The following is a 19287-nucleotide window of genomic DNA, read 5'->3' on the forward strand; positions in this document are numbered from 1 at the left end:
TTTTTAAATGAGTGATGTTATACATCTACTGCCCGATCACGTAGCCAATCAAATAGCTGCGGGAGAGGTGGTACAACGCCCGGCTTCGGTAATAAAAGAATTACTTGAAAATGCCATAGATGCAGGGGCCGAAAATATACAAGTCTACATCAAAGAAGCAGGAAAGATCCTAATTCGTGTTGTAGACGACGGAGTAGGGATGAGTCTTACCGATGCCCGGCTCAGTTTTGAGCGACATGCAACTTCAAAAATTAAGCTTGCCGAAGACCTTTTTCAATTACAAACCAAAGGATTTAGAGGGGAAGCACTTGCATCTATTGCCGCTATTGCACATGTAGAACTTAAAACCCGTCGTGAAAATGACGAAGTAGGTACCTGCATTAAAATTGAAGGCAGTGAGATTACTTCGCAAGAGGCATGTGTTACCCCAAGAGGAACTTCCATTAGCGTTAAAAATCTTTTTTATAACATTCCGGCAAGACGTAATTTCCTAAAATCGGATACCGTGGAAACACGTCATATCGTAGATGAATTTCAACGTGTGGCATTGGCTCATCCTGCAATTTCATTTTCATTGGTTCATAATTCCGGTGAGTTATTTCAATTGCCAGGAACGAACTTCAGACAGCGAATTACGAATATTTTTGGAGGAAAGACCAATGAAAAACTAGTGCCTGTAAATGAAGATACCGAAATATTGAAAATTTCAGGCTTTGTTGGAAAGCCGGAGTTTGCTAAGCGTAGCAGAGGAGAGCAATTCTTCTTTGTGAATGACAGATTTATTAAAAGTCCGTATCTCAACCACGCTGTAAGTGCCGCCTTTGAGGGACTGTTGAAAGAAAAGTCTTATCCGAGTTATTTTCTATACCTTAAAGTCGATCCGAAGAGTATAGATATCAATATTCATCCAACAAAGACAGAGATCAAGTTTGATGATGAGCATGCGTTATATGCTATTTTAAGAAGTGCTATTAAACATAGTCTTGGGCAGTTCAATGTAGCGCCAGTTCTAGATTTTGAGAGAGATCCAAATTTGGATACCCCATATAATTACGAGAATAAACCTGTGGCTACTCCGCAGGTGGAAGTCGACAGGAATTTCAATCCTTTTAAAAATGAGTACCAGAGTAATAGAAGCTTTGCGCCCACATTTAAAAAGGAAACGGCACCTTGGGAGAGCCTATACACCGGTTTAAAGAACGAGGAAGTCGAGACCGATGTCGATTTAAAACAAATTGAGTTCGAAAGTGAAGAGGTTACGGGGAATTTGTTTGGAGCTACCAGAGTGGAGGAGAACCAGAATTCTACTTTTCAGTTAAATAAGAAATTCATTATTAGCACTCTTAAAAATGGAATGTTAGTAATAGATCAGCATAGAGCACATACCAGGATTCTTTATGAGGAATTATTGAAGAGCATCACTGTTTCTGCGGCGGTGAGTCAGCAGTTATTATTTCCTTTAGTGCTGCAGTTCACTCAACAGGAGATCGCTCTATTGAAGGGAATTAAAGAGTCTTTGGAGCAAACTGGATTCATCTTTTCTGAAATAAAATCAGATTCAGCAGAAATTACCGGAATACCCACTTCTATTTCAGAAAGCGAGGTAGAGATGTTATTGGAGCAGTTACTTGCAGATTTTGAGAATGAGGTTCCCGGCAGTAATTTCTCACAAACCGATTTACTGGCCAAATCATTAGCTAGAAGTATGGCGGTAAAATCTGGTAATTTATTAAATGCTACAGAACAACAACATATTGTAAATGGATTATTTGCTTGCAAAGAGCCATCATTAACACCGTTTAACAAGCCTGTTTTTATTACCTTGCCGGTAGAAGAATTGGAAAAAAAATTCATGTAAATGGGAAGAATAACCGATACCGTAAAAGTATTATTAATCATAAATGTGATTTTCTTTGCGGGAACAATGTTCATTGGAGATTACACTTATAAGTTGTTCTCTTTATGGTATTTTGAAAACGAGAATTTCGGCGTTTGGCAAATAGTAACCCATATGTTCATGCATGGTGGTTTCATGCATATTTTATTCAATATGTACGCGTTATGGGCTTTTGGAAGTCCTATCGAGCAAATGTTAGGGCAAAAGAAGTTTATTTTCTTCTATTTTTCCTGTGGGATTGGTGCAGCCTTACTGCATACCCTGGTAAATTATTACCAGGTGCAATCGGGATATAATGCGCTGCTGGAGGCAGGAATGGACCCTAATGGCATTAGAACATTATTAGAAACAGGGCAATATTCAACCAGCATTTTAGACAGCATTTCTAAAAGCAGTTTAGAAAATATCTTTGCTGCCTTTAATACTCCTGCTGTGGGAGCATCGGGAGCTATATATGGTATCCTAGTGGCTTTTGCAATGTTGTTTCCTAATGTTGAATTGTTTCTTATTTTCGTTCCAGTTCCTATAAAAGCTAAAATATTCATCCCTGTTCTAATAGGTTTAGATCTTTTCTCAGGTGTAACAGGATACTCCTTATTTGGAGGAGGGATTGCCCATTTCGCGCACGTAGGGGGTGCATTGTTTGGGTTTATAATGATGTGGTACTGGAAGAAGAATCAGTTTAACCAAAACAGGTGGGACTAATGGGATTGTCAGGGAATTTAAAATATAAGTTGCAAACTGCTAGTATAGTTGAAAAGCTAATAGCTATAAATGTGCTTATTTTTATTCTTTACTTTCTCTTCCAAACCATTGCGTTTCTTTTCAAATTACCCGCTAACTTCATTTTAGAATGGTTAGTATTCCCAATGGATCCAGGGGAGTATATTTTTAAGCCCTGGTCTATTATAACTTATTCATTCCTGCATTCCGGGATCTGGCATATACTTTCTAATATGCTAATCCTGTATTATTCAGGCATGTATTTTCTCGCATACTTCCCTTCTAAAAAGTTGCTTACGTACTATTTTTTAGGTGTAATTGTAGGAGCTTTGGTGTATATGTTAAGTTACAATCTTTTTCCTGCATTTCAGGGTACGGGAAAATCATATCTCATAGGGGCTTCTGCCGGGGTTATGGCGGTATTGGTAGGTATTGCCACACATATTCCCAACATGCGAATTAGATTGCTGGTCCTGGGAAATGTGAAATTTTGGTATATAGCAGCTTTTTTGGTGGTATTAGATATAATTCAAATTCCTTTTGGAAACGCTGGAGGGCATTTTGCGCATTTAGGGGGCGCACTATTTGGATATTTCTACACTAAGCAATTAGCGAAAGGAAATGATATTGGAAGCGGATTTGAAAAGATGATCACCTGGTTCTTATCGCTTTTTAATTCTTCTGATAAGCCAAAAGCTAGAATGAAAACCGTTTATAAGAAAGCAAAAAAATCTTCTGTGAATCCTGGTAAAAAGAAGAATAATATCCCTAAAACAGAAAAGCAGCAAAAAATTGACGCTATTTTGGATAAGATTAGTAAAAGTGGCTACGAAAGTTTAACCAAGCAGGAAAAGGATTTCTTATTTCATGCGGGTAAAGATAATTAGTTATTAATGAGGAATCTGAAATTAATAGATAAGTTTATATTTATTCTTAATTCGGTGTTTGCCTTTGCGCTTCTATTGTCTTATTTACTACCTCATACGCCTCCTAAAACCTTTCCGCTTTTATCAGTTTTAAGTTTGGGCGTGCCATTGCTTATTCTCTCAAATTTTATCTTTCTGGTTTTCTGGGTACTTCGTTTCAAAAGACAACTCTTACTTTCTTTAATAGTTCTGGCCCTAGGATATAACTATGTGTTTTCTTGGTTTCAGTTTAATGGAGATACTGATGTTATAGAAGGTAATGATCTTAATATTATGAGTTACAATGTAAGGATGTTTAATGCCTATGAATGGGTGAAAGATGATGATATTCCTGAAAAGATATTGACTTTCATAGCCGATAAGGATCCGGACGTTCTTGCCACACAGGAACATGCTATTGGCTATAAAGGTATTCCAAAAATATATCCCTATGAATATATTGTATTGAAAGAAAAAGCATCTGAGTTTGGGTCGGCCATATTTTCGAAATATCCTATTATAAATAAAGGGTCTGTAAACTTCCCCCATGACGGGAATAACAATGCCATTTTTGTTGATATTGTTAAGAAAGAGGATACCTTAAGGGTCTTTAATGTGCATTTTCAATCTTTAAATATAAAAGCGGGAATAGATGACCTTCAGAAGGAAGATTCCAAGAAATTGATGGGGCGCATAGGTTATGGCTTTAAGCTGCAGCAAACCCAGGCCGAAATGATGATGGAGGAAGTGAATAATTCACCTTATAAAACCATTATTATTGGCGATTTTAACAATACCGCTTTTTCATACATTTATAACGAGATAAAGGGAAGCCGATTTAATGATGCATTTTTGGAAGTGGGGAGCGGGTTTGGGCAGACTTTCAACTTGAATTATTTTCCTTTAAGAATAGATTTTGCAATGATCGAAAAATCTATCCACATCGATAACTTCAAGGTGTTTCCTGTAAAATATTCTGATCATTTCCCTATCCTGGTGAATTTAAGCTTGTAAACAGCGCTTATTTCATTGCATTTAAATACATAAGTGCATTTGGCCCTTCATTAAATAGAAGGTCCAGAATAGATAGATTTGAGAGAAATCCTTCTTTTTCCTGAAATACCTGATTGTAAGGTGGAATTTCAACAGCTACTTTAGCATTAATCAAATTGCGCTTATCTAATAGATTTTCGGGCTGCTTGATATACTCAGTAGTTTTTTTATAGTCTATATCTAGTTGCAAACATTCAGATATAGTTTCAAAACAGGCATAATTGAAATCCATTAAATATTCAAAATCACGATTGTAAAGTGGAGCGAGCTCATCTTCATAGAATTCAAAGAAAGGAGAGGTCTGGTATGCCGATTTTAAGGATTTCCAGTGTTGTTTCTGCCATTTCATATCATTGTCTATCCTTACCTCCTTATATTTTTGGTATTGTTTCACCGGTGATTTAGGCAGATGCTTAATAGGGATATTTAGCAGTAGCTTACCGTTTGCACCGTAGATATACATACGATTACGGTAGGTTTGCTTTTGGTAATTATCTTCATTTTCAAACCAAATCAGCGTAGGTTTTACAATTTCCCTGAAATGGGTAACCGGGCCAAAATAAGGAAGGTTCAATAAGATCTCCTGCATGATAAAATTGACTCTTATAAATTATGCTCTTTTTCTCTTTCTGAAAAAACTAAAGGCAAACCAGATAACCGCCAAAATTAATACATAAGGAAGAAAAGACACGGGTTCGTTATCTCCACTTACCGTAGTAAACATACGTTCCCAACGTATTTTATTCATAATTCCCTGTGCATTGGTATCCCAACTCATCCATATAAACACTGGTTTACCTACTACATGATTTTCGGGAACATAGCCAAAATAACGGCTATCCAAACTGTTATGTCTATTATCTCCCATCATCCAGTAGTAATTCTGTTTAAAGGTGTAAGAATCGATCTTTTGGCCATTTAAAGTAACCTGAGTACCATTTACTCCAAGTTTATTGTTAATACCTAACTCCGAACCTTCATACACCTCGATAATGCGCTTGTAAAAAGGTACTGACTCAGCTGTTAGAGGAATCGTAGCTCCTTTCTTCGGAATATAAATAGGGCCAAGGTTGTCTTTATTCCACGCTAAGTTTTTGTTATCAGGGAAAAGCCCTTGTTCTCTAACTCCTGCAGAATCTATAATACGCTCTATCGAAACAACATTTGGATGATATTTAAATTTTTCTGCAGTCTCTTCAGTAAGGTTTATAGTGAAAGTCTGTGTGGTAGAATTAAATCCGTAAGGATCGGTAATATCATAAAGTTCATATAATGAACGCGGATCGAAATTTTGACCTTTTGGAGTTACACTGTAAGAGTACTGCACTTTCGATCTTCCAGGTAAATCTAATGGTTTCCCATTTATATTGATCTTTCCGTTAACGATACTTAAAGAATCTCCAGGTACACCAACAGCACGTTTCACATAATTGGTCTTCTTATCTATAGGTTTATAATAATGTTTATCGGTATACGTCATGTATCTCATGGTGTCTACCGGCCAGTTAAATACTACAATATCCGATCGTTCTATATCTTCAAATCCAGGAAATCTAAAATATGGAATCTGAGGTTTTGATAAATATGATTTTACTCCTACAAGAGGAATAGTGTCATGTACCATTGGGAAAGCCACTGCTGTTAAAGGCGTTCTTGCACCATAATGAAATTTACTTACAAAAAGAAAATCCCCTACCAACAATGTTTTTTCTAAAGAAGAAGTAGGAATGGTAAAAGGTTGAATAAGGTAGGTGTGAACCAATGTAGCTGCAATGACCGCAAATAAAATGGAGTTCACCCATTCGCCAACCTCCGTTCTCGGTTTCAAGCTTCTGTCTTCAATATAAGTGACATCTGCTAGATAATTCACATAGTATATGTAAAGTCCGCAGGTAACTAAGACCAGGAAAGTATCTATTTTACTGTTTTTCCCAAAACTCCTAATGGTTTCTACCCAAACTACAGGAAACATGATGAGATTAACAATTGGTATGAAAAGAAGAATAGTCCACCACCATGGCCTGTTAATAATCTTCATTAGAACAACTGCATTGTAAACAGGTATTGCCGCTTCCCAGGCTTTTCTACCTGCTTTAATATATAATTTCCATGTTCCTAAAAAATGAATTAGCTGAACTAAAAGGAAAAACAAGAACCATTGTGTAATTGTCATAGTATAAATTCTTTACTTTCTATAAGTATAAATGAAAGCTGTAGTGTTACAAAATTATTAGGATAAACCTGAAAGCACCTCTTTCATGCTGAAAACTCCTTTTTTATCCTTTATCCACTCTGCAGCTATTACAGCTCCCAATGCAAATCCTGCTCTGGAATGGGCAGTATGCGTAATTTCAATAGAATCTATCTCCGATTTATAGGAAATAGTATGCGTACCAGGAACATCATCTACACGTTTGGCGTAAATTGGTATTTCATTTTCCGCAGCAGTATCCAGCTTCCAGTTCTCTTTAGAAGAATTTGCAATAACTTGCTGAGCCAGAGTAATGGCGGTTCCACTGGGAGCATCTAATTTTTGTGTATGGTGCACCTCTTCGATTTCTATTTCGTAATCTTTAAAAGGTGCCATCAGTTTTGCCAGTTTTTGATTAAGATCGAAAAAGAGGTTAACGCCAATACTAAAGTTCGATGCGTATAAAAAAGCAGCTTTCTGAGTTTTGCATAGTTCAACCGCTTCATCATATTGTTCAAGCCAACCGGTGGTTCCACATATTACCGGAACCTGTTGTTTAAAACAGGCAGTAATATTCTTAAAAGCAGCTGAAGGAACACTAAAATCTATGGCGACATCTACTTGAGATAGGTCTTTACTTTCAATATCATCGGTAACTTTAAGAACTATTTCATGGCCGCGATCTATTGCGATTTTTTCTATGGTCTTTCCCATCTTGCCGTATCCTAAAAGTGCGATCTTCATATTTAAAAATTAAAATTTAGAGAAAGACCATAATCGGTTTTCCCTGTGAATTTATCAAAATTCATAGCAGGTTTCAAAGTTAGATCTTCACTTACGTTGAACTGCTGCAAATGCGCATCTACGTTGGCATCTATAATATTCAAAGCATAAATTCCCGCTGTTATAAGAAGTGAAAGTTCTTTGTATCGCTGTAATTGCTTTTGAGCGCGTATAAGTCCATCGGTAGAAACCCTGGGAACACCTTCCGGTGTAGAGAATTCATCATCTGTATAACCTGCTAATCTACGCTTATAGGCATCTCTATATTTATCATATTTCTTATCATTATCAAGATAAAAATAGATACTTACGCCCATTCCTGCATATACAATAGGTATTTTCCAGTATTTCCCATTGTACGCCTGGCCTAATCCTGGAAGTACTGCAGAATAGAATGCTGCCTTAGCAGGAGCAAGGGGATTATAGGGTTTATAATCAGGTTTCTTTGCAACGATAGTATCAGTGTTAACTGCCACAGAAAGAGAATCTTCCTGAGCAACCAAATTTGAAGTAGCTAAGAGAAGAGTAAATACTAATAGAAAGTGCTTAATCTTCACCCTGAATAAGTTTTTTGATTCTCTTGAAATCTTCTTCCGAAGTAAACGGAATAATCAATTTTCCTTTGCCTTTTTGAGCTACAGAAATATCGACTTTAGCACCAAGATATTCTGAAAATTCTTTCACGCCCTTTTTATATTCGGTAGGGATGGATTTCGGTTTTGGAGCTGCGGTTTTTTTAGGATCTCCACTTAGCTCACGAACCAGTTTTTCAGTATCTCTTACTGAAAGCGATTTCTCCAGGATCTTTTCATAGATATCCAGCTGGATCTGCGGATCTTCAATATTGATCAAAGCTCGGCCATGCCCCATAGAAAGAAAACCGTCTCTCATTCCGGTTTGAATGATAGGGTCTAACTTCAATAATCTCAGGTAATTGGCGATGGTAGATCTGTTTTTACCAACACGCTCGCTTAATTGTTCCTGGGTTAAACTTATTTCGTCTATAAGACGTTGATAGGAAAGTGCAATCTCAATAGGGTCCAGGTCTTGACGCTGAATGTTCTCCACTAAGGCCATTTCCAGGGATTCCTGATCGTTAGCCAGCCTAATATACGCCGGGATGGTTTCCAGACCTAAAAGTTTGGAAGCTCTAAACCTGCGCTCTCCTGAGACTAGTTGGAATTTATTGAATTCCAACTTTCTAACCGTAATAGGTTGGATAACTCCTAATTCTTTAATAGAAGAAGCAAGTTCTCTTAGAGATTCCTCATTAAAACTGGTACGGGGTTGAAAAGGGTTAACTTCAATAGAACTCAGCTCCAGTTCTACAATATGTCCAACAAGTTTATCGGCGTTCTTATCTTCTGCAGATTTTATATCATGTTCCGGATCCTTCAGTAAAGCTGAAAGTCCTCTTCCTAATGCCTGTTTCTTGGTAGCTTTCGCCATCGTTTAGCTATTTTTTTTAATAATTTCATGAGCAAGGCTCAAATAATTGCTTGCGCCTTTGCTGGCAGCGTCGTAATTAATAATGCTTTCACCATAACTAGGGGCTTCACTCAAACGCACATTTCGCTGAATGATTGTGTCGAATACCATCTCATTAAAGTGCTTTTGCACCTCTTCGACAACCTGATTTGAAAGTCGTAATCTTGAATCGTACATGGTAAGTAACAATCCTTCGATATCCAATGTTTGGTTATGGATTTTTTGAACGCTTTTAATGGTGTTTAATAACTTCCCTAAACCTTCTAATGCAAAATATTCGCACTGAATTGGAATGATCACCGAATCGGAAGCGGTAAGCGCATTTAGTGTAAGCAATCCAAGTGAGGGCGCACAATCTATAAGAATATAATCGTAACTTTCCTTTAAATGACTAATGGCCTTTTTCAGCATATATTCTCGCTCGTCCTGATCTACCAATTCAATTTCGATAGCAACAAGGTCGATATGCGCGGGAATAATATCCAGATTTGGAGAGCTGGTTTTTATAATAGCCTCCTCCGCTTTTATAGAATGCTCCAATAACTGATAGGTTCCAAGTTCTACCTGTTCTACATCGATGCCTAATCCGGAAGTTGCATTGGCCTGTGGGTCTGCATCAATAAGCAGTACTTTTTTCTCAAGAACTCCAAGGGAGGCCGCTAAATTTACAGAGGTGGTGGTTTTACCAACTCCTCCTTTTTGGTTTGCAATTGCAATGATTTTACCCATTAAATGTGTTCTAATTTAAAAAGTAAAAATACAATTTATTATAGGTTTAGGAAATGATTTTGTTAACAGCTTATACATAAAATCAAATATCCTCTAAAGCTGGAGGATATTTGATTTTAATAAGATAACAATGATTGTTAATTAGCTGCTTAAGAATTGTTCTTCTTCGAACGAATCATACTCTCGAGCATATCCCACATTTCTTCAGGAACGGCTTCCAACAGGTTGAATTGACCAGCCCCTTTAAGCCACTCTCCACCATCAATGGTAATTACCTCGCCATTTACATACGCAGCAAAATCTGAAACCAAGTAAGCAGCCAGATTTGCTAATTCTTGATGATCTCCCACGCGTTTTAAAGGAACTTTTTTAGCAAGATCAAATTTTTCTTTCAGATCACCTGGCAATAATCTGTCCCATGCCCCTTTGGTAGGAAATGGTCCGGGAGCAATGGCATTCGAGCGAATTCCATACTTGGCCCATTCTACCGCCAAGGAACGTGTCATTGCTAATACTCCTGCTTTGGCAGTTGCACTAGGAACTACGTATGCAGAACCTGTCCATGCATAGGTTGTTACTATATTCAAAATAGTTTTATTCTGTTCCTTGTTGTCTATCCAATGTTTTCCAAAAGCAAGCGTACAGTTCTTGCTTCCTTTTAAAACGATATCAATAATGGTATCAAAAGCATTTGCGCTTAGTCGTTCGGTTGGAGAGATGAAGTTTCCGGCTGCATTATTCAGAAGAATATCCACCTTGCCAAATTTCTCTACCGTAGCCGCCAGCATAGCTTCTACTTGTTCATATTCTCTTACATCACATTGAAGCGGAAGGCAAACTCCTCCGGTTGCGGCTTCCAGTTCTTTAGCAGTATTTTCCAGTTTTTCAAGATTTCTAGAAGTAATTGCTACTTCTGCACCTAATTCCATGAAATAACTGGTCATCGCTTTTCCGAGTCCGCTTCCTCCACCGGTTATAACGATGGTTTTCCCTTTTAGGGCATCATCTCTAAGCATTTTTTGTGAATAATCCATTTTAAGTTTTTTTAGTAGTTGGTTATAGTTAGGTATTAATATAGAAATATGTATAGGCGCTATAGATGGTTAGTCCATAGAAATAGTTACTATTCATCTATCAAAATATTCAGTAATTCTATGGCTGCTTCGCTTATTTTAGTTCCAGGTCCGAACACAGCTACTGCGCCTGCATCGAATAAGTATTGATAATCTTGTGATGGTATCACTCCACCCACAATCACCATAATATCTTCTCGTCCGTGCTTCTTTAATTCTTCAATGACTTGTGGTACCAGGGTTTTGTGTCCTGCCGCTAATGAGGAAACTCCCAAAATATGTACATCATTTTCAACTGCTTGCTTGGCAGCTTCTGCAGGTGTTTGGAATAGCGGACCAATATCCACATCAAATCCAAGATCGGCATAACCTGTGGCTACTACTTTAGCACCGCGATCGTGTCCATCCTGACCCATTTTTGCCACCATGATACGGGGGCGTCGTCCTTCCTGCTCGGCAAATTTATCGGCAAGCTCTTTTGCTTTTATAAATGAGGTATTATCTTTCATCTGTTTAGAATAAACTCCGCTAAAAGATTGAATTTTCGCTTTATATCTTCCGTACACTTCTTCCAGAGCATCGCTAATTTCACCTAAGGTAGCACGTTCTCTGGCTGCGTCTACCGCAAGTTCCAATAAATTACCTTCATTGCTTTTAGCGGCTTCAATAAGTGCCTTTAGAGCCTTGCTTACCTTTTCTGAATCTCTTTCAGCTTTAATTTTATCTAACCTGGCAACTTGCTGATTGCGTACTGTCTGATTGTCTACTTCTAGGGTAACAAGTGGATCTTCTTTCTCTAAGCGATATTTGTTATTTCCAACAATAATATCGGTTTCACTATCAATTCTAGCCTGTTTATTTGCGGCGGCTTCTTCAATTCTGAGTTTTGGGATCCCGGCCTCAATAGCTTTTGTCATTCCGCCAAGTTCTTCCACTTCTTCAATAAGCTTCCAAGCCTTTTGAGCGATCTCATGCGTTAAACTTTCTACATAAAAACTTCCTGCCCAGGGATCTACGGTCTTGGTGATCTTGGTTTCTTGTTGCAGGAATAATTGAGTATTTCGTGCTATTCTTGCAGAGAAATCTGTAGGCAAGGCAATAGCTTCATCGAGAGCGTTCGTGTGTAAACTTTGGGTTCCTCCAAATGCTGCTGCCGCCGCTTCTATGCAGGTTCGAGCAACATTGTTAAAAGGATCTTGTTCGGTTAAACTCCACCCGCTGGTTTGAGAATGCGTTCTTAAAGCTAAAGATTTTTCACTTTTAGGCTTAAACTGTTTTACTAATTTCGCCCATAACATTCTTCCTGCGCGCATTTTGGCGATCTCCATAAAATGGTTCATTCCAATAGCCCAGAAAAATGAAAGCCTGGGAGCAAAGCTGTCAATATCCATACCTGCAGCCAATCCTTTGCGAATGTATTCCAATCCATCGGCAAGAGTATAGGCTAATTCAATATCGCAGGTAGCACCCGCTTCCTGCATATGATATCCGGAGATACTTATACTATTGAATTTAGGCATGTTCTTGGAAGAATATTCAAAGATGTCTGAAATAATCTTCATGGAAGGAGTAGGAGGATAGATATAGGTATTTCGTACCATGAACTCCTTTAAAATATCATTTTGAATAGTTCCGGAAAGTTGCTCGGGCTTCACACCTTGTTCTTCTGCAGCTACAATATAGAACGCCAGAATAGGTAATACCGCACCGTTCATGGTCATAGAAACCGACATTTCATCTAATGGAATCTTATCAAATAAGATCTTCATATCTTCTACAGAATCTATGGCGACTCCTGCTTTTCCAACGTCTCCTACCACACGTTCATGGTCACTATCGTATCCTCTATGAGTAGGGAGATCGAATGCTACTGAGAGACCTTTTTGTCCAGCAGCTAAATTCCTTCTGTAAAAAGCATTGCTCTCCTCAGCTGTCGAGAACCCGGCATATTGCCTAATGGTCCAAGGCCTGCTAACATACATCGTGCTATATGGGCCACGTAAATAAGGCGGAATTCCCGCTGCAAAATTTAAATGCTCTGCTTGCTTCAGGTCCTCTTTTGTGTAAGTTGACTTAAGTCTGATCTCTTCCGCAGTTAAAAAGCCTTTTTCGGAATTGGTGTGTTCTGCCTCTTGGGAAACAGATTTTTTCAATTTTATATGTTGAAGATTCTTACGTTGCATCTATTTAATTCTTTAGTGCTTGTCTTTCCAATCAATTCTTATTCGCTTGCTATGCGTTCCTTTTCAAGTTTCTCTGCCAGTCTGCGCTCCAGGATAGGCTGAAGCAGAGTCTTTCGCGGATCCATTTTTAAGAAAGGGTATAATTCCAGATCCTGTTTCATACGATCTTCAGGATTCTTGAATTTATTAGTTCCAATTAGGATCAGCTTTCCGGTATCAAAAAGTTCTTGTTCTTTACTAGCACTTTCTGCGATCTTTCGTTGAATGATGCCTTCTTTCAATTGTTTTAGAAATCCTCCTCCATTCTCGATCTCTTTAAAGATTTCGAGCGCCTTTTCAGCGAATTGAGCAGTTAGACTTTCAATATAATATGCACCTTCAGCTGCATTTGATACCTTATCGAAATAACTTTCATTCTTTAATACCAACAACTGATTTCTCGCTATTCTATCACCAAACTCATTATTCTTATGGTAGATAGCATCGTAGGGTAGGTTATAAACCGCATTTGCTCCTCCTAGTACTGCACTCATACTTTGAGTGGTAGTTCTAAGTAAATTGACATTATAATCATATAAAGTCTTATCCCGCTTAGTTGGTTGTGCTAGAATATGGCAAGTCTCAGAGATTCCGTATTCTACAGCCAAACTAGCATATAACAATCGGAGAGCTCTAAGTTTTGCGATTTCAAAAAAGTAATTGGTACCGGAAGCCACCAAAAACTGCATTTCCCCTAGCCGCGTAACATCTTCTGAAAAATGATTCAAATATTCATTGGCGTGAGCAAGTGCGTATGCTAATTCCTGTGGGATGGTTGCTCCTGCATTTTGATAAAGACCGGAGTCGATGCTGATAATAGAGGAATAGCTTGATTTAGAAACGATCTTGTCTAAAATTGCATGATCTTCTTTTAAATTGTGATACCAGTTTCCGGATCTTGCCAGGTTTCCAATAATGTCGATTTGGAGTTTTATGTGATGATCTTTATCTTTTAAGAAAAGATTCAATTTATCAACGAAGCTATCGGCTAAAAATTCAAAAGCAAGATAGATAGGAGTTGAAGAAAGGTCGATGTTATTAAAGAGTGCTTCCAGATCAGTCTCTTCCGAAGGAATGATAAACCACAACGATTCTGCGCCTTTCTCTAATACTTTTCTCGCTCTTTTATTGCTTTTTTCAACAGATGCCACATAGATCTTCTCACAAATATTCCATTGTGAAGGAGAATCTATATTTGCAGGTTCCTTAACATCTTCAGCATTATAAAAAGGTTTTATTGAAATTCCATCCCTGCTATTATAGATGAGTTTCTCATTATAGTCGGCTCCTTTTAGATCGAATTGAATTTTTTGTTTCCACTCTTTTGCGGAAACTTCATCAAATTCCTGAAATAAAGCTTGGCTCATTGTTGTTATATTTTTAAATAAAATCTGTGAGTTGACTCTTAAAACGCTTTTTTAATCTATGGTGTCGTAATGAATGATGTAGATATCTTCATTAGGTCTTTTCATGTAATACTGCTGTCTGGCAAAACTTTCCAGCTCAAAGGAATCATTGAGTTTTTGTATGGTTGCTCTGTCCTTCCCAATCTCTTTTTGATAATACTCCTTATTGGTTTGTAATTTGTCTATTTCCTGATCTAATTCCCGGTGAATTAGCCAGGAATTACTATCTAAAAAGAGCATCCAAAAAGCAAATATCAGTAAGATAAGAACATACTTATTACTAATAATTTTGAACCATCTTTTGCTGCGCAGCTCTTTTAATTTCATAATGTTTAAATATACAAAATTAAGCTAACCTCTCTTTGATAATAGTCTGCACAATATCAACAGCTACGGTATTGTAGCGGTTAGTAGGAATGATAATATCAGCAAACTCCTTAGTAGGTTCTATAAACTGCTGATGCATTGGTTTTAAAGTAGTTTGATAGCGCCAAAGCACTTCGTCGAGATCCCGACCTCTATCGTTTATATCACGCTTCAATCTTCTAATTAAACGCTCATCACTATCGGCATGTACATATATTTTGATATCGAACATGTCTCTAATATCGGTATGTGTAAGGATTAGAATACCTTCAACGATAATTACCTTTTTAGGTTCAGTAATTACAGTTTCCCCGGTTCTATTATGCTCTTTGAACGAATAAACAGGTTGCTCGATGGTTTTTCCGTCTTTAAGGTCTTTTAAGTGTGATACTAATAAATCGAAATCTATAGATTTTGGATGATCGAAATTGATTTTGGTGCGTTCTTCGTAGGTAAGATGGCTAGTGTCTTGATAATAAGAATCTTGAGATATTACATCTACTTCTTCATTCTTAAGTTCCTCAATAATTTGATTAACAACCGTAGTTTTTCCACTACCGGTTCCCCCGGCTATTCCTATAATTAGCATAAATAGAATTTTTGCGGCAAAGTTAATTATTAGTTTTTAATGCCGGGTTTGCTTTTTAATTTAATAGTTTTTTAAGGTTTTTTAAAGGGGAATTATTTAGTCACCCCTTGTACTTCTTCAAGCGTTACGGGTTGCTCGATTTTATTGCTCCACGAATTCATCGCGTAATTTAATACATCTGCCACTTCCTGATCGCTAAGGCCTAGTGGGGTCATTACATTTGAATACTCCTCACCGTTCACTTTAATACTGCCTTGTAATCCATACTTTACGGCATGTATGCTTTCTTTGCGTTTTTCGGTTAACCAGTTAGAGCCATCGAGAGGAGGGAAGGAGCCGGGAATTCCTTTCCCATTGGGAAGGTGGCACACCACACAAAAATCGGCATATACTTCTTTACCTCTTTTATAACTTTCTGACTGTGTGTCTTTCGCCTCGGTAACCTGATTAGCACTTAATTTAATTTCTTCTTTCTCTTCTTTTTTATCGGTTTTGCAACCTGTAAGTAGACTAAAGATCAAAAGTGGGAACACTATTCTCATTCTTGTGGTTTTTCAATTTTTGTTTCTATTAATTTATAAATTCCTTTTCCCTCAACAGCCACATAAATATAATCATCTGGACCTTGAACAACATCGCGAACTCGCCCAATATTCTCTAATAATTTTTCTCTTTTAACAACTTTTTCACCATCTAGAATATCGAGTTCAAGATATTGAAATTTTAAAGATCCTACCAGCAAATTATCCTGTAGATGTGGGTATTTATTTGAAGTTACAAAAGCCATTCCGCTAGGTGCGATCGATGGAACCCAATAATGAATAGGATCTTCCATTCCCGGTCTTGAAGTTTCATCGGTCATACTCGTACCGTCGTAATTAATCCCGTAGGTTAAAACAGGCCAGCCATAATTTGCACCTTTTTTAATGACGTTGATCTCATCTCCACCTTTAGGTCCATGTTCATGAACCCATATCTCCCCGGTTTTTGGGTGGAGAATCATTCCCTGCGGATTTCTATGTCCGTAACTGTAAATAGCCGATTTGGCATTTGGAGTATCTACAAAAGGATTGTCGGCCGGGATAGAACCATCATCTTTAAGCCTGTAGACCTTACCATTATCTCTGGTTATATCCTGCGGATTTATATCACGTTCGCCTCGTTCTCCTGCCGAAAAATAGAGATAACCTTCCTTATCGAAAGCGATTCTAGAGCCAAAGTGCTGTCCTTTAGTAGTGTTAGGAGTTGCTTTATAAAGTACTTCTTGCTCGGTAAGCATATTGCCATCTAATTTTGCACGCATTAAAGCGGTATTTCCACCCTCTTCTTCTCCTTCCGGCGAGGCATAGGTAATATAGATCCATCCATTTTGTTTGTAATTAGGATGTAATACTATGTCCAGAAAACCACCTTGTCCGCGATCATAGACTTTGGGAACCCCCGTTATAAGTTGCTTTTCTCCATTTTTGAAATGAATAAGTTCACCGCTTTTTTCGGTAATAAGCATGCTGCCATCCGGTAAAAATGCCATGCCCCAAGGAATGTTGAGGCCATCAACAACTAGTTCTGATGTGTAGGAATAGGTAGATTCCTGAATACTGTTGTCTTTTTGTCCGCAGGCTGTAAATGAAAGACTTAGAGCTACGATTGAAAGGTATAAAAAATGCTTCATGGATATTTTTTGTTTAAGGTACCTAAAATTCTAAAAAGCGCTAAATAGAATTTATTTTTATTTTTTTAAAAGTATGTTGTCTGATTGAAATGAATTACTATATTTGCAGCCCGATAAACAAAATTTATTTCGCTTTTTAAGCGATATTAAACTTCGGAATTCGGGGTGTAGCGTAGCCCGGTTATCGCGCCTGCTTTGGGAGCAGGAGGCCGCAGGTTCGAATCCTGCCACCCCGACTAAGACCATTATCAAATGGTATAAAAACCTCATTGATCATTCTGATCAATGAGGTTTTTTGTTTTCAATTGCTTAGAAATAAAATGAATATGTAGAAACATGGTACTATATAGTTTATAATCATGTTTCATTCTAGCATACACATTATCGTTTCGGTTCTTTTTAAATAGTGTGCATGCTTTTAATTGAGATGAAAATGTAAGAAAATGACCAAGGTCATTTTGTCTCCAGCGAAAAAGAGGAATCTTTGTATTCTTTCATTTTAGTGAATAATATAGATGAGAGGTAAATTTTTCATGTAATAAATAACTCATTAAAAGTACACGCAATGAACACAGAAATTTTAAACCTTAAGAGGGCGTTTTTACTGGAGGCCGGGCTAAATGTCTTACATTTTGAAAGTAAGGAATGGTTGGATACTATTGCTTTCTGGAAAGATGAAATAAAATTCTTTGATAATTTACTGAAGAAAACATCGCCTAAGGATGAACGCAAAATAGATACCAAAAAGATGCTGGAAGATTTAGATGGTATACATTCAAACTTGTTCAAATCTATGCATGAGGATATTATTGCTCATGAAAAACAGCTTTCTCAACTTGAAAAAGGCGCTAAAGGAATTGCAGATGCAGCATACAGAGAAAGGCATCGTGAGCTAAGTGCTCGAATGGATGACTTTAAAAGCAATTTTTTCATATTTAAAAAAATTGTTTTCCAATATGTGAAAGATTCTGAATTATAAATTATAGATCGATTTCCAGCGAAATGGGACAATGATCAGAGCCATGATACTCGGGAAGTATATACGTGGTTTTTACTTTGCCATATAAAGCGCAGCTAATTAAAAAATAATCTATACGCCATCCTATGTTTCGTTCCCTGGCTTTAAAACGGTAGCTCCAGTAGGTGTACGCAATTACATCAGGATGAAATTTACGGTAAACATCTACAAACCCGGAATTGATTAAATTATCCATTCCATCAATTTCAATTTGTGTGTAGCCGGCTGTCTTATTGTAATTGGACTTATCATTTTTAAGGTCGATGGCATGATGGGCAACATTAAAATCACCACAAATTATAAGAGGTTTCTTCTCCTCCAGTTTTTTTAAGTACTGCAAAAAATCGGCATCCCATTTTTTTCTGTAATCCAGTCTTTTAAGGCCTTGACCAGAATTTGGAGTATATACGGTAATTAAATAGAAGGAGGAATATTCAGCACAAATAATGCGTCCTTCATTATCATGCTCATCTATTCCCATATCATATTGTACTGAAATAGGTTGTTTTTTAGAAAGCAGAACAATACCCGAATAGCCTTTTTTTATAGCTGAATTGATGAAAATATGATATCCCTCAAGCTTAGCCAAGGCTTCGACAACTTCATTATCTTGTGCTTTTGTTTCCTGAAAACATAGGATGTCTGCCTGAAATTCTTTTACAGATTTTGAAAAGTTCTTCTTTAAGATAGCACGCAATCCGTTAACATTCCACGATATAATTTTCATTTGCAGAGAGTTAATATTTTACTTATATAGTTGTAAACTACATATATTTTGAAAGAAATCGAAAGAGATCTTTCTTGAGATCCTGGTAGATACTTCTTTGGGTTTCAATTTTACTTCTAAAATTTATATGATTTTTGAGAAGGGAATAATCTAACACTTCTTCATTTTTAATACTATGTTCGGCCATATTGGTTTCATGAACGTTTATTTCATGTTGCAACTCATCTATTACTTCGCCATGACGAATGAATTTGTTTTGAAATTGCTCTAACTGTGCCAATACCGATTTATCTGTCCAGCGGGTAGCCAATTCTTCTAACTTATTTTTGAAAGACTTTAGTTCGTCTTCCCAGAATAATAGTTCTCTTTGCCATTGAACATGTTCAAAATGTAAATCTGAATTGAAAAAAACTTGTGTTTCCATAATTAATTCATTTAAGTGATT

20 protein-coding genes and 1 tRNA gene are annotated in these 19287 nt (G+C 37.2%); 6 read left to right on the plus strand and 15 right to left on the minus strand.

The window, feature by feature from the left end:
• Positions 1–7: 7 nt before the first annotated feature.
• Genes mutL through L1I30_RS06830 form a run of 4 tightly spaced genes read left to right on the plus strand, consistent with a single transcriptional unit; the run spans position 8 to position 4539 of the window.
• Positions 8–1858 (plus strand): DNA mismatch repair endonuclease MutL, encoded by a 1851-nt coding sequence (gene mutL / locus L1I30_RS06815; RefSeq protein ID WP_236133518.1) that lies wholly within the window; start codon positions 8–10, stop codon positions 1856–1858.
• Positions 1859–2602, plus strand: coding sequence for a rhomboid family intramembrane serine protease (locus L1I30_RS06820; RefSeq protein ID WP_236133519.1), 744 nt, complete (start codon positions 1859–1861; stop codon positions 2600–2602).
• Positions 2602–3507 carry a rhomboid family intramembrane serine protease gene (locus L1I30_RS06825; protein ID WP_236133520.1) on the plus strand — a complete coding sequence of 302 codons (906 nt, stop codon included), beginning with the start codon at positions 2602–2604 and terminating at the stop codon, positions 3505–3507. Before L1I30_RS06820 ends, L1I30_RS06825 begins: the two co-directional genes overlap by 1 nt.
• Positions 3508–3513: 6 nt before the next feature.
• On the plus strand, positions 3514–4539 hold the full coding sequence (locus L1I30_RS06830) for an endonuclease/exonuclease/phosphatase family protein (protein WP_236133521.1): 1026 nt from the start codon (positions 3514–3516) through the stop codon (positions 4537–4539).
• A 7-nt stretch (positions 4540–4546) separates the two neighbouring features.
• On the opposite strand, the gene L1I30_RS06835 is transcribed toward L1I30_RS06830, so the two are convergent.
• From L1I30_RS06835 to L1I30_RS06895, 13 genes are all read right to left on the minus strand, one after another.
• Positions 4547–5167 (minus strand): WbqC family protein, encoded by a 621-nt coding sequence (locus L1I30_RS06835; protein ID WP_236133522.1) that lies wholly within the window; start codon positions 5165–5167, stop codon positions 4547–4549.
• Positions 5168–5188: 21 nt separating this feature from the next.
• Positions 5189–6751 (minus strand): signal peptidase I, encoded by a 1563-nt coding sequence (gene lepB, locus L1I30_RS06840; protein ID WP_236133523.1) that lies wholly within the window; start codon positions 6749–6751, stop codon positions 5189–5191.
• Between the two features lie 57 nt (positions 6752–6808).
• The gene (dapB, locus tag L1I30_RS06845; protein ID WP_236133524.1) at positions 6809–7513 is read right to left on the minus strand and encodes a 4-hydroxy-tetrahydrodipicolinate reductase; all 705 of its coding nucleotides are present in this window, start codon (positions 7511–7513) and stop codon (positions 6809–6811) included.
• Positions 7514–7515: 2 nt separating this feature from the next.
• Positions 7516–8109: a DUF5683 domain-containing protein gene (locus L1I30_RS06850; protein WP_373314919.1), complete on the minus strand. Its 594-nt coding sequence runs from the start codon at positions 8107–8109 to the stop codon at positions 7516–7518.
• Positions 8099–9001, minus strand: coding sequence for a ParB/RepB/Spo0J family partition protein (locus L1I30_RS06855; RefSeq protein WP_236133525.1), 903 nt, complete (start codon positions 8999–9001; stop codon positions 8099–8101). The genes L1I30_RS06850 and L1I30_RS06855 overlap by 11 nt, the downstream gene beginning before the upstream one ends.
• A gap of 3 nt (positions 9002–9004) precedes the next feature.
• On the minus strand, positions 9005–9769 hold the full coding sequence (locus tag L1I30_RS06860) for a ParA family protein (RefSeq protein ID WP_236133526.1): 765 nt from the start codon (positions 9767–9769) through the stop codon (positions 9005–9007).
• 149 nt (positions 9770–9918) lie between these two features.
• Complete coding sequence (locus L1I30_RS06865) at positions 9919–10803, minus strand: SDR family oxidoreductase (protein ID WP_236133527.1); 885 nt, start codon at positions 10801–10803, stop codon at positions 9919–9921.
• Positions 10804–10892: 89 nt separating this feature from the next.
• The gene (gene scpA, locus L1I30_RS06870; RefSeq protein ID WP_236133528.1) at positions 10893–13025 is read right to left on the minus strand and encodes a methylmalonyl-CoA mutase; all 2133 of its coding nucleotides are present in this window, start codon (positions 13023–13025) and stop codon (positions 10893–10895) included.
• 38 nt (positions 13026–13063) lie between these two features.
• Positions 13064–14431 carry a methylmalonyl-CoA mutase subunit beta gene (locus tag L1I30_RS06875; RefSeq protein ID WP_236133529.1) on the minus strand — a complete coding sequence of 456 codons (1368 nt, stop codon included), beginning with the start codon at positions 14429–14431 and terminating at the stop codon, positions 13064–13066.
• Between the two features lie 51 nt (positions 14432–14482).
• A complete protein-coding gene (locus tag L1I30_RS06880) occupies positions 14483–14797 on the minus strand; it encodes an FtsB family cell division protein (RefSeq protein WP_236133530.1) in 315 nt (104 codons plus the stop codon).
• Between the two features lie 19 nt (positions 14798–14816).
• Positions 14817–15425 carry a uridine kinase gene (gene udk, locus L1I30_RS06885; RefSeq protein WP_236133531.1) on the minus strand — a complete coding sequence of 203 codons (609 nt, stop codon included), beginning with the start codon at positions 15423–15425 and terminating at the stop codon, positions 14817–14819.
• Positions 15426–15517: 92 nt separating this feature from the next.
• The gene (locus L1I30_RS06890) at positions 15518–15967 is read right to left on the minus strand and encodes a c-type cytochrome (RefSeq protein ID WP_236133532.1); all 450 of its coding nucleotides are present in this window, start codon (positions 15965–15967) and stop codon (positions 15518–15520) included.
• Positions 15964–17097, minus strand: a complete 1134-nt coding sequence (locus L1I30_RS06895; RefSeq protein ID WP_236133533.1) for a PQQ-dependent sugar dehydrogenase — start codon at positions 17095–17097, stop codon at positions 15964–15966. Before L1I30_RS06895 ends, L1I30_RS06890 begins: the two co-directional genes overlap by 4 nt.
• A 161-nt stretch (positions 17098–17258) precedes the next feature.
• Between L1I30_RS06895 and L1I30_RS06900 the strand changes: the two genes are divergently transcribed.
• Together L1I30_RS06900 and L1I30_RS06905 are read left to right on the plus strand one after the other, a co-directional pair.
• A tRNA-Pro gene (locus L1I30_RS06900) sits at positions 17259–17333 on the plus strand.
• 329 nt (positions 17334–17662) lie between these two features.
• Positions 17663–18076 (plus strand): hypothetical protein, encoded by a 414-nt coding sequence (locus L1I30_RS06905; RefSeq protein WP_236133534.1) that lies wholly within the window; start codon positions 17663–17665, stop codon positions 18074–18076.
• A 1-nt stretch (position 18077) separates the two neighbouring features.
• Here L1I30_RS06905 and L1I30_RS06910 read toward each other — a convergent pair whose 3' ends face one another.
• Complete coding sequence (locus L1I30_RS06910) at positions 18078–18842, minus strand: exodeoxyribonuclease III (protein WP_236133535.1); 765 nt, start codon at positions 18840–18842, stop codon at positions 18078–18080.
• A 37-nt stretch (positions 18843–18879) separates the two neighbouring features.
• Positions 18880–19266 (minus strand): hypothetical protein, encoded by a 387-nt coding sequence (locus tag L1I30_RS06915; RefSeq protein ID WP_236133536.1) that lies wholly within the window; start codon positions 19264–19266, stop codon positions 18880–18882.
• Positions 19267–19287: the final 21 nt, after the last annotated feature.

It is taken from the genome of Gillisia lutea, assembly GCF_021568705.1.
GTDB lineage: Bacteria > Bacteroidota > Bacteroidia > Flavobacteriales > Flavobacteriaceae > Gillisia > Gillisia lutea.